A 14,844-nucleotide genomic window follows, 5' to 3' on the forward strand; every position below is an offset into this window, starting at 1 on the left:
TCCCGCTTTAATTCTTTAGCCCAGATAACGATTGAGATTTAAGATCGTTTCGACCTGAAATCTAAATAGTGATCTGGACGACGCGCGGTTTCGCTATATATCGAATGTGGCGACTTTCCCTCAACATCCCGGCGAAAGAAAGGTAGATTATGACAGACTTGACGATTGGCGGCCCGGCTCCCGATTTTACTTTGCCCCGCAACGGTGAAGGGACGGTGACATTGTCCAAACTGCAAGGCAAGGCCGTCATCCTCTATTTCTACCCGAAGGACGATACTTCCGGCTGCACCGCAGAAGCCATCGACTTCAGCGCGCTGGGCGGCGAATTCGAGGCAGCCAACGCCGTCGTCATCGGCATTTCGCCCGACAGCGTCAAAAGCCACGACAAGTTTGCGGCAAAACATTCCCTTTCCGTCATGCTCGCTTCCGACGAGGAGAGGAAGGTTCTGGAAGCCTATGGCGTCTGGAAGGAAAAAAGCATGTATGGGAAAAAATACATGGGCGTCGAACGCACGACCGTCCTCGTTGCCCCGGATGGAAAAATCGCGGAAATCTGGAACAAGGTGAAAGTCGCGGGCCACGCCCAGGCCGTTCTCGAGGCTGTGAAGAAGCTCTGAGGGACCAACCCGTCGTGACGCCCCCGTTCAAAATCATCTCGCTGCGAGGTGGCGCGACGGATGCCATCGTGAGCGCCGATCTCGACAGAAAGACCGCGCTCGCGCAGGAAACGGCGACACGCTGGTTCGAGCGCCGCCTGTCGCTGCGCTCGCCGCTCGACCCGCCGCTGCCTGAGCGGCCGGGCAGGCCCGAGAAGCCGGAACTCGTGCCGCCAACCGCCGTGGAACGCCGCTCCCTTCACAGCATCAAGGGCCGCATCGCGCTGCTGCACGCCATAGCCCATATCGAACTCAACGCCGTCGATCTCGCGCTCGATATCGTCGCCCGTTATGCCAGCGAGCCGGTGCCGCATTCCTTTTTCGACGGTTGGATGCAGGTCGCCTTCGAGGAGGCGAAACATTTCCGGCTGGTGCGGGACAGGCTGAGAAGCCTCGGCGCAGACTATGGCGACCTGCCGGCCCATGACGGGCTCTGGCAGGCCGCGCATTCCACCCGCAACGATCTCACCGCACGGCTCGCCGTCGTCCCGCTCATCCTGGAAGCGCGCGGGCTGGACGTCACCCCTTCCCTGCAGGCGAAGATGCGCGAGACAGGCGATCTTGAAAGCGCTGCCGTTCTCGATGTCATCTATAATGACGAAAAGGGCCATGTCGCCATCGGCGCGAAATGGTTCCGGTTCCTGTGCGCGCGTGAAAAGAAGGACCCGGCCGCGACCTTCAGGCAGCTGGTGCGCGCCAATTTCCGCGGCCCTTTGAAACCGCCCTTCAACGACATTGCCCGCGCCGAAGCCGGCCTGACGCCCTCCTTTTATCGCTCGCTCACATCCGTCAGCCAATAGCCGACCTCTCCGGCAAAACTTCGTTAACCTTAACGAATTATGATTTCCCTTAAGAAATCGGCCAGTCCGGAGAGAGATTGTGACTGATACGGCGGAAAACCGGGTATTCGGCAAAAAGCGTGAGCCGCACGTGCTCATTCTCGCGCGCGGCGACAGGGTGCGGCATATGACCATCCGTCCGTGGATGGCGGCGCTTGCCGGCTGCACGATCGGCCTTTTCTCGCTCGGTTATCTCGGAGCCACAGGCTATCTCATTTTGCGTGACGACCTGATCGGCGCGACCATGGCGCGGCAGACCCGCATGCAGAACGACTATGAAGACCGCATCGCAGCGCTGAGAGCCCAGGTGGACCGCGTCACCTCCCGGCAGTTGCTCGATCAGCAGGTCGTTGAAAAGAAAGTGGAAAAGCTGCTGGAACAGCAGGCGGCGCTGACCTCGCGGCACGGCCGCATGAGCGAATTGCTGGAACGCGCCGAGAACTCCGGCATCGCCGCCTCCCCGGCCGCGCCCTCGTCTCTTTCGAACGCCATGGCGCCGGAAAAACGCGCCGACCTTTCCGGCGGCCTTTCGGCCATTGAAAAGCTGATGACGCCACGCAAACCGCAGGCGGAAAAGCCCGCCGCATCGGACAGACGCGCCGCCTATGTACCCGAAGCCGGCGAAACGCCATCCGACCGCGCCGACCGGGTGTTTTCCAAGGTGACCCTGTCGCTGAAGGATATCGAACGCCAGCAGATATCGCGCATCGCCAGACTGACCAGCGACGCCGAGGACAAGGCGAATGCGATGCAGGACATCATCCGGCAGGCGGGCCTGAAAATCGAAGAGAATGGCAATGACGACATAGGCGGCCCCTATGCCGATCCCCAGCGCGGTGACACCGATCCTTTCAACCTGTCGCTCACCAATCTCGACAATGCGCTGAACCGGCTCGACATCGTCAAGGAAACCGCGACCAACCTGCCCTTCGGCAACCCGGCCCCCGGCCGGGCGATCACCAGCCGATTCGGCAACCGGATGGATCCGTTTCTCGGCCGCCCGGCGCTGCATACCGGTATCGATTTTCGCGCCGAAACCGGGGCTGACGTCAAATCCACCGGCGCGGGCAAGGTGACGGTCGCGGAAAATTCCGGCGGCTACGGCAATATGGTCGAGATCGATCACGGCCAGGGCGTCTCGACGCGATTCGGCCATCTCTCCGCCATTCTGGTGAAAGCCGGCGACAGGGTCGAGGCCGGCGACATCATCGGCCGCGCCGGCAGCACCGGTCGCTCCACCGGTCCGCACGTGCATTATGAGGTGCGCCGCAACGATACGCCGGTCGATCCCATGCGGTTCCTGATCGCCGGAACGGAACTCAAAACCTATTTAAAATAGCAGCCCGATTTTAATGCTTTTTTTGCGCTTTTTACGATAAATCGCTGAAATCTGCACCAAAGGCCCAGAAGCCCCGCCCGAACCCCGCTGTTTCGCGCGCTTTTCCCGTTGTTTCCTTGACTTTCCGGCAATTTGGGCATATCCCCGCGCCAAGTCTTTGCAAGTGCCGTCGCGGCACGCAGGTGTTCTTACCGAACCAGAACGGAAAAAGTTCTTCCTTTGACAACATTCTCTGATCTTGGCCTGAGCCAAAAAGTTCTTTCCGCTATTGCAGATGCCGGCTACACGACGCCGACACCCATTCAGGCTGGCGCCATTCCGCCGGCGCTGGAAAAGCGTGATATCTGCGGTATCGCACAGACCGGCACGGGCAAAACCGCGTCCTTCGTTCTGCCGATGCTCACCCTGCTCGAGAAGGGCCGCGCCCGCGCCAGAATGCCGCGCACGCTGATCCTCGAGCCGACCCGTGAGCTGGCAGCGCAGGTGGCGGAGAACTTCGAGAAATACGGCAAGAATCACAAGCTGAACGTCGCGCTCCTCATCGGCGGCGTTTCCTTCGAAGACCAGGACCGCAAGCTTGAGCGCGGCGCCGATGTGCTGATCTGCACCCCCGGCCGCCTTCTCGACCATTGCGAGCGCGGCAAGCTTTTGATGACCGGCGTGGAAATCCTCGTCATCGACGAAGCCGACCGTATGCTGGATATGGGCTTCATTCCCGATATCGAGCGCATCGCCAAGATGATCCCGTTTACCCGGCAGACGCTGTTCTTCTCGGCCACCATGCCGCCGGAAATCCAGAAGCTGGCCGACCGGTTCCTGCAGAACCCCGTCCGTGTCGAGGTCGCCAAGCCCTCCTCCACGGCAAAGACCGTTGCCCAGCGCATCGTCGCTGCGCACAACAAGGACTATGAAAAGCGCGCCGTGCTGCGCGATCTCGTCCGCGCCGAAGAAGCCGAACTGAAGAACGCCATCATCTTCTGCAACCGCAAGAAGGATGTGGCCGACCTGTTCCGCTCGCTCGACCGTCACGGTTTTTCCGTTGGCGCGTTGCATGGCGACATGGACCAGCGTTCGCGCACCACGATGCTGCAGAACTTCAAGGACGGCAATCTGAAGCTGCTCGTCGCCTCCGACGTTGCCGCACGCGGCCTGGACATCCCCGATGTCAGCCACGTCTTCAACTTCGATATTCCCATTCATTCGGAAGACTATGTCCACCGCATCGGCCGTACCGGTCGTGCCGGCCGCTCGGGCAAGGCCTTCACCATCGTCACCAGGAGCGACACGAAGTATCTCGACGCGATCGAAAAGCTGATCGGCGAAAAGATCGAGTGGCAGAACGGTGACCTCTCCACCCTTCCCGCGCCGATGGAAAGCTTTGAAAGCAATTCCGGCCGCCGGGGCAAGGAACGGGGCGGCAGGGGCCGCGACCGCAACCGTCGCGACGCAGCGCCGGTCGAAAACATCAATCAGGGTGCACAATCCGCTGCGGATACGGACATCGCGGCTCATGGAGACGACAAGGTGAAAGCAGAACGCAAGCAGGAAAAGACCCCGCGCAATTCCGACCGCAACAGCCGCAACCCGCTGCACGCCAATGACGACAACCGCGACCGCCGCCGCCATTATCGCGACCACGACGATGGCCCGACACCGGTTGGTTTCGGCGACGACATCCCCGCTTTCATGCTGATCGTGGCCAACGCCAAGGCCTGACCGCGGGAATGGACAGCATGACGCCGACCGCCAGGCCAGGTCTCGATTTTCCGGGTGTCGGCGTCGGCCTCGCCATCATGCGTGATGGCCGCGTGCTTTTATGCCGGCGCTTGAAGGCGCCGGAAGCCGGATACTGGAGCATTCCAGGCGGCAAGGTCGATCACCTTGAAACTTCCCTCGCCGCAGCACGCCGCGAGGCCGAAGAGGAAACCGGGCTCAAGATCGGCACCGTCGAATTTCTCTGCCATAGCGAATTCATCGATACGGAAGATCGCCACCATTGGGTTTCGCTGATCTTCGTCACCCGCGATGCGCAGGGTGAGCCGGCACTGACCGAACCCGACAAGCTTTCCGCCATCGGCTGGTTCGATCCGGATAAGCTTCCCGAACCCATCTCCGCCTTTGCCAGGGACGCTCTGGCCGCCCTGAAATAAAGCCGCACAGGCGCCCGACCGAACTCGCTCGCGGGCGATAATGGCCGTCAACGGGCATTTTCAAGCAGTTATGTTGATCTGTACGTCGGAGCCGGGTTCACCCCCTCCGCGCGATATCTTTTCCATAAATTCGAAAATGAAAGAACGTCTTTGCGCAGGACTTTTCTAATTCAATTTTAAATTGCTTAAATTAGCTTCATGTAAAAAACCGCCCCAGTTTCCCGAAGCGGTTTATACGTAATGAAAAAAATAGAATATGAAATGCAATATAGTCTGGCAGTGCTTATAACCGGAACACTTTCCGAGGCCTGTTACAGCCAATTTCAGTCGTCCCCTGAAACAGTTACATCTAAGCTAATCATTTACTTTCCGTCAAGCAAATCTTCTCGCAAATGCGAAAAAAACATGGCGGAAAAGAGGTGAACGATGGGAAGGTTTATATATTTACGTTATATATCAATAAATTACAAATATGAAAATAAAATGTGCATCTTTTTGTGCTGCACTTTAAAAAGCAGAATCGCAGACCGGCTTTTTCTAAACTGTGCTTATACGCGCCACATGTAATGGATTTATGAAGTAACGCCCGCCGCGACAATGATGTGAAATACTTCCCCACCCATCCGGCGCAGGAGCGAATTGCTCGTCGGCAAAAATAATCCTTCAATAAAAACATGGTGCGCAATTATATCGAACAGCAACAACTACAAGCTGCGACGACGACCCGCCCTCTCGAATCGGACAACTTCAGAGCAAATCCGCCGTCCCGCGGCTGGCGATATGCGAATATGATGGAACATCGGCGATTTTTCCTTTGGAAAACCGGTTGTTGCCGATAAACATCAAGCCGGGACAACAGGATTTCTATCACGTCATGCTTTCACTTCGCCTGCTAACGATCATCGCCGGTTTTGCCCTTGCGGGCTCAGCAAGCGCGGCATCGATTGGCATCGTTGCGCCCCAGAGCGGCCCTTACGAACTTCTGGGGCAGCAGGTACGGCAGGGTGCGAAGGCGGCGGCGGCAAAGCTCGGGCTGGATGTCGTCGAAATCCATGAAAGCTGCGAAGATGGCAGCGGCGGTGCCATTGCCGATGGCCTCGTGGCCGCCAAGGTCAGCGCCGCAATCGGTTTCTTGTGCACCGAAACGCTTCAAGATGTTCTGCCGCCGCTGAAAGCGGCCGCCATTCCCGCCATCACGCTTTCCAGCCGCGCGCCGATCCTGATGGAAGACGCCCTGAAATACGGCTGGCCGCTCTTTCGCCTCGCCCCGTCCGACAGGGCCGAATCGGACAGGATTGCGGAGATCATCCTGCGCGACTGGAAGGGACATTCCATCGGACTTGTGGATGACGGCACGATCTACAGCCGCGAACTGGTCGACCGCATCCGCTCGTCGCTCGAGGAAAACGGTCTGAAGCCCACCCTTGCCGATACGATGCGTCCCAACCAGGAACAGCAGGTGGCGCTGGTGCGCCGGCTGGCGCGCACCGGCATTTCCCATGTTTTCGTCGGCGCGGAGCGTAATGACGTCGCCATCATCGCCAGAGATGCCGGGTCGGAGAACATTCCCCTCACCGTCATGGGCGGCGATGCCATGAATGCGGCCAACAATCCGGTCCCTTTGGCCGCGAATGTGCTGGCGGTCACCCGCCCGGCCTATGATACCCTGCCATCGGCCCAGGCGGTTGCTGGCGAACTGCGCGGCGCCGGCATCGAGCCGGAAGGTTACGTCCTGCCGGCCTATGCGGCGGCGGAACTTACCGCCGCCCTTGCGGAAGCCACGCAGGCGCAGTCGAAACCCGCGCCGGAGATACTGGCGGGCGGCACCGTTTTCAAAACCGTGCTCGGCGACCTCGGCTTCAGCCCGACGCATGACCTTTCGGACAATCCCTATCGCCTGCAGCGGTGGAACGGCCAGCGCTTCGAACCGGCGGACAAGGCCGAAAGACAATAGGCGAAACCCGCGCCGCCGAAAATTCGAGGAAACGCAGCTGAAAACCGTCCGCAACCGCGCCGCCAGCCGTTTCAAACCCCGATACTTGGTGTTAAAGGCAGCTTACGCAACGCGTCGAGAGGAGTTTGCCCCATGTCCCTGCCCATCCGCATAGCCCCGTCCATTCTGGCTGCCGATTTCGCCAAGCTCGGACAGGAAGTCGCCGATGTCACGGAAGCGGGCGCGGACTGGATTCATCTCGATGTGATGGATGGCCATTTCGTCCCCAACATCTCCTTCGGGCCGGATGTCATCAAGGCGCTGCGGCCGCACAGCATGGCCTTCTTCGACTGCCATCTGATGATCGCACCCGTCGACCCGTACCTCGAAGCCTTCGCCAAGGCGGGCTGCGACAGCATCACCGTGCATGCCGAAGCCGGGCCTCACCTGCACCGCTCGCTGCAGACGATCCGCGGGCTCGGCAGAAAGGCCGGCGTGACGCTCAACCCCGCAACACCGCTTTCGGTCATCGAAAACGTGCTTGACGATGTCGATCTGGTCCTGATCATGAGCGTCAATCCCGGCTTTGGCGGGCAGAAGTTCATTCCGGCCATGCTGGACAAGATCCGCGCGGCAAAGGCCATGATCGGCGACCGGCCGATAGAACTCGAAGTGGATGGCGGCGTGACGGCGGAAACCGCAGGCGCGATCGTTGCCGCCGGTGCGAATGCGCTGGTGGCCGGCTCGGCCATCTTCAAGGGCGACGGCGTTGCCGACTACCGCAAAACGGTCGCGCAACTGCGCCACGCAGCGGAAGCCGCGCGGACATAATCGCCGCCGCCGAAGGGGGCACGGCAAGGCGTTGGGGGATCGGCATGGAAAGCGACAGGCGGGGTTTCCGTGACACGGCTTCGGCAGCGCTGTTTCCGCTGCTCGGCGCGCTTGTCTGGGCCGTCTGTTCCAGCGCCGCCGCCGCCATCGGCCTCTATGTCAGGAACCGGCTGGAAACCGACCATGCCGTCGACATCATCATGCTTTTCTTCGCGGGCGGCCTCTTCGGCTGGCTGCTGGCCATGGCGGCGCTGCACTTCCTCCCTGCTTCCACCGCCCTGCCGCTGCGTTTTGCGGCGGCCTGTCTTGCCATCGCTTCTTTCACGCTGGCAGTTGCGGCGGCGTTTTTCGCTTTCGAGTACCGTATTTTCTATGCGCAATGGCACGCGCCGGCATTCTCCCGCATCTGGTTTTTCCAGCAGCTCTTCACATCGCTCGGCGCGATTTACCAGTTCTGCATTCTCGGCCCTGGCTTATATTTTCCCTTTGCCATCGTTCCGCTCCTGCCTGCGGGCGCAATCCTCTGCCGACGTGCGCAACGAGCAACAGAGGCATGTAGCTTGATAGATTGAGATTACCGGAACACTTTGCTAAACGGGCAGCAAAATTCCTCCACAAAGAAAGTCATTGCCATGATCCCTCGTTACTCCCGGCCGGAAATGGTCGCCATCTGGTCGCCGGAAACAAAGTTCCGCATCTGGTTCGAGATCGAGGCATATGCCTGTGACGCACTTGCCGAACTCGGCGTTATCCCGAAGTCCGCTGCCCAGACCATCTGGGAAAAGGGCGGCAGCGCCACCTTCGACGTCGCCCGCATCGATGAGATCGAGGCCGTCACCAAGCATGACGTCATCGCCTTCCTCACCCATCTTGCCGAATTTGTCGGTCCCGACAGCCGTTTCGTGCATCAGGGCATGACCTCGTCGGACGTGCTCGATACCACGCTCAACATCCAGCTCGTGCGCGCCGCCGATCTGCTGCTCGCCGATATGGACCGGGTGCTCGCCGCGCTGAAGACCCGCGCCTTCGAACACAAGAACACGGTGCGCATCGGCCGCAGCCACGGCATTCATGCCGAGCCGACCACCATGGGCCTGACCTTCGCCCGCTTCTATGCCGAGATGCACCGCAACCGCGAGCGCCTCGTCAATGCCCGTGCGGAAATCGCCACGGGCGCGATCTCCGGCGCCGTCGGCACCTTCGCCAATATCGACCCGCGCGTCGAAGAGCATGTCTGCGCCAAGCTCGGCCTCATCCCCGAGCCGGTCTCCACGCAGGTCATCCCGCGTGACCGCCACGCCATGTTCTTCGCAACCCTCGGCGTCATCGCCTCGTCGATTGAAAACGTCGCCATCGAAATCCGCCACATGCAGCGCACCGAGGTTCTGGAAGCGGAAGAATTCTTCTCGCCGGGCCAGAAGGGCTCGTCCGCCATGCCGCACAAGCGCAACCCGGTTCTGACCGAAAACCTGACCGGCCTTGCCCGTCTGGTGCGCATGTCGGTGGTTCCGGCCATGGAAAACGTTGCGCTCTGGCACGAGCGCGATATCAGCCACTCCTCCGTCGAGCGCGCCATCGGTCCCGATACCACTGTCACTCTCGATTTTGCGCTGAACCGCCTGGCCGGCGTCATCGAGAAGCTGGTGATCTATCCGGACAACATGCTGAAGAACATGAACAAGTTCCGCGGCCTCGTGCATTCTCAGCGCGTTCTCCTGGCGCTGACGCAGGCCGGCGTATCGCGTGAAGACGCTTACCGTCTGGTACAGCGCAACGCCATGAAGGTCTGGGAACAGGGCGCTGACTTCCTTGAGGAACTGCTGGGCGACGAGGAAGTGCGCGCCGCACTTCCCGAAGAGGTGATCCGCGAAAAGTTCGATCTCGGCTACCACACCAAGCATGTCGACACGATCTTCACCCGCGTCTTCGGCAACGCCTGAGACTTGAGCTGAGTTTGAGACCTTGAAGTTAATGCCGCCGCGGCCTTGATCGCGGCGGCATCACAACACAGATATGGGCGCATGAAAGTTTCAGAAGCAGATATCCTGATCGTCCCCGGTTATACCAATTCCGGCCCCGACCACTGGCAGAGCCGCTGGGAGCGCAAGCTTTCCACCGCCCGCCGCGTCGAGCAGGCCGAATGGTCCAAACCCGTGAAGGAAGACTGGGTCGCCCGGCTGGTGGAAGAGGTCAATGCCTCCACCAGACCCATCGTCCTCGTCGCCCATTCGCTCGGTGTGCCGACCGTCATCCATGCCTTGCCGGAAATCGGCAAGAAGGTGTCCGGCGCGCTGTTCGTCGCGCCGCCCGATGTCGCCAATCCCGATATCCGGCCGAAGCACCTGATGACCTTCGGGCCTTACCCGCGCGATCCGCTGCCTTTCCCGGCGATCACCATCGCCAGCCGCAACGATCCTTTCGGCTCCTATGAACATGCCGATGACATCGCCGCCGCCTGGGGCTCGCTTTTGATCGACGCCGGCATGTCCGGCCATATCAACACCGAGTCAGGCCATGGTCCGTGGCCGGAAGGCGGTATGGTCTTCGCGCAGTTTTTGAGCCGGCTGAAGGCTGTCGAGCCCTGACGGCGCCGGCCCGGCGGACCGCCTCCCCTTCGATCAGCCCCGGAAGCCTCATTTCAAGGCGCAGCGGTTTCCCCGGCCTGTCACAAGAATTGAAGGGAAATATGCGAGCCGCATTGTAGAATGCACTCTTTTCCTTTATGGGACCGCTTCAAAGACCAAACGCAACGCCACCAGAATCGGCGTCAACCAAGAGACCTGCAATTATGAACCGTCGCCGCCGTATTTACGAAGGCAAGGCCAAGATCCTCTACGAGGGTCCGGAGCCAGGCACGCTTATCCAGTTCTTCAAGGACGATGCGACCGCCTTCAACAAGAAGAAGCATGAAGTCATTGACGGCAAGGGCGTGCTGAACAACCGTATCTGCGAATACGTCTTCACGCATCTGAACAAGATCGGCATTCCCACGCACTTCATCCGCCGCCTCAACATGCGCGAGCAGTTGATCAAGGAAGTGGAGATGATCCCGCTCGAAGTCGTCGTGCGCAATGTCGCTGCCGGCTCGCTGTCGAAGCGCCTCGGCATCGAGGAAGGCGTGGTTCTGCCGCGCTCCATCATCGAGTTCTATTACAAGTCCGACGAGCTCGAAGACCCGATGGTCTCCGAAGAGCATATCACGGCTTTCGGCTGGGCCAACCCCGCCGAGCTCGACGACATCATGGCGCTCGCCATCCGCGTCAACGACTTCCTCTCCGGCCTGTTCCTCGGCGTCGGCATCCAGCTCGTCGATTTCAAGATCGAATGCGGCCGTCTTTTCGAAGGCGACATGATGCGCATCATCCTCGCCGACGAGATTTCGCCCGATAGCTGCCGCCTGTGGGACATCGAGACCCAGAAAAAGATGGACAAGGACCTGTTCCGCCGCGACATGGGCGGGCTTCTCGAAGCCTATTCCGAAGTCGCGCGCCGTCTCGGCATCATCAATGAAAACGAACCGATCCGCGGCACCGGTCCAGTCCTGGTAAAGTAATATCGGCCTCGTGAAGTAATATTGGCCTAACAAGGTAAAATCAGGAGAAGATCAGGTGATCAAGGCACGGGTGACTGTTACGCTGAAGAACGGCGTTCTCGATCCGCAGGGCAAGGCAATCGAAGGCGCGCTCAGCAGCCTCGGTTTCGGTGGCGTCGGCCATGTCCGTCAGGGCAAGGTCTTCGACCTGGAGCTGGAAGGCGCCGACAAGGCCAAGGCCGAGACCGACCTGAAGGCAATGTGCGAAAAGCTTCTGGCCAATACGGTCATCGAAAACTACGCCATCGCCATCCTCTGAAGCCCAGGAGCCGCTCCGATGAAATCCGCTGTCGTCCAACTTCCCGGCCTCAACCGTGACCGCGACATGATCGCGGCGCTGACGAAAATCTCCGGAAGCGCGCCCGTCACCATCTGGCAGACGGAAACGGATATTCCCGACGTCGACCTGATCGTCATCCCGGGCGGCTTCTCCTATGGTGACTATCTGCGTTGCGGCGCCATCGCTGCCCGCATGCCGGTCATGCAGGCCATTCGCGAAAAGGCCGAAAAGGGCGTCAAGGTTCTCGGCGTCTGCAACGGCTTCCAGATTCTGGTCGAGGCGGGCATGCTGCCAGGCGCGCTGATGCGCAACGCCTCGCTGAAATTCGTCTGCCGCGAAGTGAAGCTCGAAGTCGCCAACAACGACACGGACTTCACCCGCGCTTACGACAAGGGCCAGATTCTGCGCTGCCCCGTCGCCCATCACGACGGCAACTACTTCGTCGAAGCCGACGAGCTGAAGGCGATGGAAGACAACGGCCAGGTGGTGTTCCGCTATGCCGGCGGCACCAACCCCAACGGTTCGCTGAACGACATCGCTGGCGTCATCAACGCCAGGGGCAATGTCCTCGGCATGATGCCGCATCCGGAAAACCTGATCGAAGCCGCCCATGGCGGCAATGACGGTCGTGGCCTCTTCGCTTCGGCGCTCGGCGTCGTCGCAGCCTGATAGACCGGGCGGGCCTCGAGCCCGCCTTTTTTGATGCCGGCTTTCGGCGCCGTTTTGGCCTCTCTTCTGGATGACCTGATGCCCCGTCTTCTTCGACACAATGCCTACAAGGCCGCCGGACTGATCCTTGCGGCCGCGGCGCTTGCCGCCTGCCAGCCGAAACCGCAGCCTTCCTCCTCCGTCTCCCGCGCGGCCCTGCCGACCATGGAACGGATCGCGCTTGGCGCGAATGCCTGCTGGTTCAAATCGGGCGACGCGGCGTTCAAGGCCTATCGTCTGGCGCCAGAACTCAACTCCTTCTCCGGCCGTCCGCGCATCCTGCTCGTGCCGCGCAACAGCCCGGAATCGCGCCCCATGCTGGTGGTTCAGGCCGAAGGCAACCCGGCAAAGCTCGATGCTTTCGGCCCCGTGATGAACGAAACCCTTTCAGGCCGCATCGCAACGGATGTCAAACGCTGGGCGAATGGCGGCAAGGGCTGCTGATCGACAGGCACCGGCACCCGTGAGAACGCGGTCGGCATAAAAAAACCCGCCAGCGCCGGTTGGGATTGGCGTGGCGGGTTGCCGAATGGCTGCTTGGCGCCGGGGAAAGAAGGCGCCGCTCTCCGACAAAAAATCAAAGCGGCCGCGGCGGCCAGGAAAACAGCCGGGATTTCGCCGCCTCCTTCAAGGCTTCATCCCGCGTAACGCCGATATCGTCCAGCAGATCGTCCGAAAGTTCCCGCAGGGCGAAACGTCCCTGGCGTTTCCGCTGCCATGAGGATACGCCCGCAATCAGGCGACCAATAAGCGTGCGGGCGATCTTGGCCGGAAAGGGCGCCGGTGCGACCATGTCGCCGGCATCGCGGAACACGCGTTCCCGTTCGTAGCCATCAGGATAGAGTGTATCCGCTGTCGAAAGGTATTGATCCATCTTGCGCATATTGCACCTATTGTCTCCGTGCGTTTAGCCTCATTCAATGCAGACAATAAATACAATTGACTTGGGGATGGATACAATGCATAAATTGTCACCATGACAAATTGGCTTCCTGACATTACCGAGGGCGACGGCCCGATTTACCTGCGCCTCGCCGACAGTATCGAAGGCGCGATTTCCGACGGCATCCTGCAGGCCGGCTCGAAATTGCCGCCGCAGCGCAATCTTGCTTACGATCTCGGTGTGACAATCGGCACAATCAGCCGGGCCTATGCGCTCATCCATGAGCGCGGCCTCGTCAGCGGTGAGGTCGGACGCGGAACCTATGTCAATGAGCGCAAGACCCCTGCCCCGTCATTGCCCATGGAGCCGGCAACGGCCGCCTTCGGCAGCACGCGCCATGCCGTCGACACCAGCGCCGAATTCCGGTTGAACACCACCGCTGCGCCGGATGTCGGCCAGAGCGTGCTGATCGCCAGGCACATCGAGGCGGTGACCAGAGAGCATCCGCAGGACATTACCAACTATGCCCGCTCTTTTCCCGACAACTGGTGCATGGCGGGCGTTCGCTGGCTTTCCCAGAACGGCTGGTCGCCGAAGCCGGAAAACATCGTTTCGACGCTTGGCGCCCATGCGGCGGTGATGAGCGTGATGTCCGCGATGACCGCGCCGGGCGACCGCATCGTCTTCGAACCCGTCACCTATTCCCACATCAGCCGCAGCGCCGCCCTTGCCGGCCGGCGGGTGACGCTGGTGGAAGCGGATGAGAACGGCATTGTCCCTGACGATTTCGAACGCGTCTGCGCCCAGCAGCACCCCAAGATGATCTTCCTGATGTCGGCCGGCCAGAACCCGACCTGCGCCACCCTGCCGGAAGAGCGCCGCCGCGCGATTGCCGATATCGCCCGCCGTTACGGCGTGTGGATCGTCGAGGACAATCTTTATGGCGCGATGACGCGCGATGCGATCCCGCTGATCGCCGAATTTGCGCCCGACATTACCTTCGTCGTCGGCGGCCTGTCGAAATCCGTCGCCGCCGGCGTGCGCGGCGGCTGGGTCGCCTGCCCCGCGCAATATTCCTCGCGCATCCGTATTTCCCACTCGATGATGACGGGCGGCCTGCCCTTCATGCTGGCCGAACTGAATGCGCGCCTCGTCAATAGCGGCGACGCCCACGATATCCGCAAGGATTGCATCGCCGAACTGAATGAGCGCGAGGCGATTGCCCGGCGCGTCTTTACCGGGCTGGACTTCAATTCGCTGCCCGACATCGCCTTCCTGTGGCTGAGACTGCCCGAACCATGGCTTTCCGGCACCTTCCGCAATGCGGCGATGAAGGAAGGCGTGTTGATCGACGACGAGGACGAGTTCAAGGCCGGACGGACGGACAAGGTTTTCCACCGCGTCCGCATCAGCTTTTCCGGGCCTTCCACCCGCGAGGAGCTGACCCATGCCTTCGGCATCCTCCGCCACCTGCTGGATAACGGCTCCGCCGGCTATGAAAGCGTGGCGTGATACGGGTCGCAACGGGTGAATAACCGCATAAACCGCCAATTAGCCGGCAAAGCGGCGCATTTTCCTGTCGCGCCATGGAGCCTCTTGCGCTAAAGAACCGGAAACTTTCCTCGGCTCGAAC

General features: G+C 60.6%; 16 protein-coding genes. 15 read left to right on the forward strand and 1 reads right to left on the reverse strand.

Annotation, left to right across the window (positions count from 1 at the left end):
* Nucleotides 1-149: 149 nt before the first annotated feature.
* From L904_RS08300 to L904_RS08365, 14 genes are all read left to right on the forward strand, one after another.
* A complete protein-coding gene (locus tag L904_RS08300) occupies nucleotides 150-617 on the forward strand; it encodes a peroxiredoxin (protein ID WP_020810868.1) in 468 nt (155 codons plus the stop codon).
* Nucleotides 618-631: 14 nt separating this feature from the next.
* Nucleotides 632-1,456 (forward strand): ferritin-like domain-containing protein, encoded by an 825-nt coding sequence (locus L904_RS08305; RefSeq protein ID WP_003522668.1) that lies wholly within the window; start codon nucleotides 632-634, stop codon nucleotides 1,454-1,456.
* Nucleotides 1,457-1,535: 79 nt separating this feature from the next.
* A complete protein-coding gene (locus tag L904_RS08310) occupies nucleotides 1,536-2,834 on the forward strand; it encodes a M23 family metallopeptidase (RefSeq protein ID WP_020810867.1) in 1,299 nt (432 codons plus the stop codon).
* Between the two features lie 219 nt (nucleotides 2,835-3,053).
* Nucleotides 3,054-4,550, forward strand: a complete 1,497-nt coding sequence (locus L904_RS08315; RefSeq protein WP_003520451.1) for a DEAD/DEAH box helicase — start codon at nucleotides 3,054-3,056, stop codon at nucleotides 4,548-4,550.
* 8 nt (nucleotides 4,551-4,558) lie between these two features.
* A complete protein-coding gene (locus L904_RS08320; protein WP_020810923.1) occupies nucleotides 4,559-4,984 on the forward strand; it encodes an NUDIX domain-containing protein in 426 nt (141 codons plus the stop codon).
* A gap of 874 nt (nucleotides 4,985-5,858) precedes the next feature.
* Nucleotides 5,859-6,938 (forward strand): ABC transporter substrate-binding protein, encoded by a 1,080-nt coding sequence (locus L904_RS08325; RefSeq protein WP_080657561.1) that lies wholly within the window; start codon nucleotides 5,859-5,861, stop codon nucleotides 6,936-6,938.
* 132 nt (nucleotides 6,939-7,070) lie between these two features.
* Nucleotides 7,071-7,748: a ribulose-phosphate 3-epimerase gene (gene rpe / locus L904_RS08330; protein ID WP_003520447.1), complete on the forward strand. Its 678-nt coding sequence runs from the start codon at nucleotides 7,071-7,073 to the stop codon at nucleotides 7,746-7,748.
* Between the two features lie 44 nt (nucleotides 7,749-7,792).
* Complete coding sequence (locus tag L904_RS08335; protein ID WP_020810925.1) at nucleotides 7,793-8,320, forward strand: hypothetical protein; 528 nt, start codon at nucleotides 7,793-7,795, stop codon at nucleotides 8,318-8,320.
* A 60-nt stretch (nucleotides 8,321-8,380) separates the two neighbouring features.
* Entirely contained in the window at nucleotides 8,381-9,688 is a 1,308-nt protein-coding gene (gene purB / locus L904_RS08340; RefSeq protein WP_020810926.1) for an adenylosuccinate lyase, read from the forward strand.
* A gap of 81 nt (nucleotides 9,689-9,769) precedes the next feature.
* On the forward strand, nucleotides 9,770-10,333 hold the full coding sequence (locus tag L904_RS08345) for an alpha/beta hydrolase (RefSeq protein WP_003520442.1): 564 nt from the start codon (nucleotides 9,770-9,772) through the stop codon (nucleotides 10,331-10,333).
* A 203-nt stretch (nucleotides 10,334-10,536) separates the two neighbouring features.
* A complete protein-coding gene (purC, locus tag L904_RS08350; protein ID WP_003520440.1) occupies nucleotides 10,537-11,301 on the forward strand; it encodes a phosphoribosylaminoimidazolesuccinocarboxamide synthase in 765 nt (254 codons plus the stop codon).
* 55 nt (nucleotides 11,302-11,356) lie between these two features.
* Nucleotides 11,357-11,599, forward strand: a complete 243-nt coding sequence (gene purS, locus L904_RS08355; protein WP_035260491.1) for a phosphoribosylformylglycinamidine synthase subunit PurS — start codon at nucleotides 11,357-11,359, stop codon at nucleotides 11,597-11,599.
* A gap of 18 nt (nucleotides 11,600-11,617) precedes the next feature.
* Nucleotides 11,618-12,289 (forward strand): phosphoribosylformylglycinamidine synthase subunit PurQ, encoded by a 672-nt coding sequence (gene purQ / locus L904_RS08360; protein ID WP_020810367.1) that lies wholly within the window; start codon nucleotides 11,618-11,620, stop codon nucleotides 12,287-12,289.
* 33 nt (nucleotides 12,290-12,322) lie between these two features.
* Nucleotides 12,323-12,772: a hypothetical protein gene (locus L904_RS08365; protein WP_020810368.1), complete on the forward strand. Its 450-nt coding sequence runs from the start codon at nucleotides 12,323-12,325 to the stop codon at nucleotides 12,770-12,772.
* 133 nt (nucleotides 12,773-12,905) lie between these two features.
* On the opposite strand, the gene L904_RS08370 is transcribed toward L904_RS08365, so the two are convergent.
* Nucleotides 12,906-13,211, reverse strand: coding sequence for a DUF1127 domain-containing protein (locus tag L904_RS08370; protein WP_020810369.1), 306 nt, complete (start codon nucleotides 13,209-13,211; stop codon nucleotides 12,906-12,908).
* A 93-nt stretch (nucleotides 13,212-13,304) separates the two neighbouring features.
* On the opposite strand from L904_RS08370, the gene L904_RS08375 reads away from it, so the two are divergent.
* The gene (locus tag L904_RS08375) at nucleotides 13,305-14,723 is read left to right on the forward strand and encodes a PLP-dependent aminotransferase family protein (protein WP_020810370.1); all 1,419 of its coding nucleotides are present in this window, start codon (nucleotides 13,305-13,307) and stop codon (nucleotides 14,721-14,723) included.
* The last annotated feature ends 121 nt before the right edge of the window (nucleotides 14,724-14,844 follow it).

Source organism: Agrobacterium sp. LY4 (assembly GCF_001526585.1).
GTDB classification, from domain to species: Bacteria; Pseudomonadota; Alphaproteobacteria; order Rhizobiales; family Rhizobiaceae; genus Agrobacterium; species Agrobacterium leguminum.

What these genes read in the sequence shown, in the direction of transcription:
- L904_RS08345 (WP_003520442.1), top strand. Translation starts at nt 9,770, where the DNA reads ATGAAAGTTTCAGAAGCAGATATCCTGATCGTCCCCGGTTATACCAAT.
- L904_RS08325 (WP_080657561.1), top strand. Translation starts at nt 5,859, where the DNA reads ATGCTTTCACTTCGCCTGCTAACGATCATCGCCGGTTTTGCCCTTGCG.
- L904_RS08335 (WP_020810925.1), top strand. Translation starts at nt 7,793, where the DNA reads ATGGAAAGCGACAGGCGGGGTTTCCGTGACACGGCTTCGGCAGCGCTG.
- purC (WP_003520440.1), top strand. Translation starts at nt 10,537, where the DNA reads ATGAACCGTCGCCGCCGTATTTACGAAGGCAAGGCCAAGATCCTCTAC.
- L904_RS08320 (WP_020810923.1), top strand. Translation starts at nt 4,559, where the DNA reads ATGGACAGCATGACGCCGACCGCCAGGCCAGGTCTCGATTTTCCGGGT.
- L904_RS08300 (WP_020810868.1), top strand. Translation starts at nt 150, where the DNA reads ATGACAGACTTGACGATTGGCGGCCCGGCTCCCGATTTTACTTTGCCC.
- purQ (WP_020810367.1), top strand. Translation starts at nt 11,618, where the DNA reads ATGAAATCCGCTGTCGTCCAACTTCCCGGCCTCAACCGTGACCGCGAC.
- L904_RS08375 (WP_020810370.1), top strand. Translation starts at nt 13,305, where the DNA reads ATGACAAATTGGCTTCCTGACATTACCGAGGGCGACGGCCCGATTTAC.
- purB (WP_020810926.1), top strand. Translation starts at nt 8,381, where the DNA reads ATGATCCCTCGTTACTCCCGGCCGGAAATGGTCGCCATCTGGTCGCCG.
- L904_RS08365 (WP_020810368.1), top strand. Translation starts at nt 12,323, where the DNA reads ATGCCGGCTTTCGGCGCCGTTTTGGCCTCTCTTCTGGATGACCTGATG.
- L904_RS08370 (WP_020810369.1), bottom strand. Translation starts at nt 13,211, where the DNA reads ATGCGCAAGATGGATCAATACCTTTCGACAGCGGATACACTCTATCCT.
- rpe (WP_003520447.1), top strand. Translation starts at nt 7,071, where the DNA reads ATGTCCCTGCCCATCCGCATAGCCCCGTCCATTCTGGCTGCCGATTTC.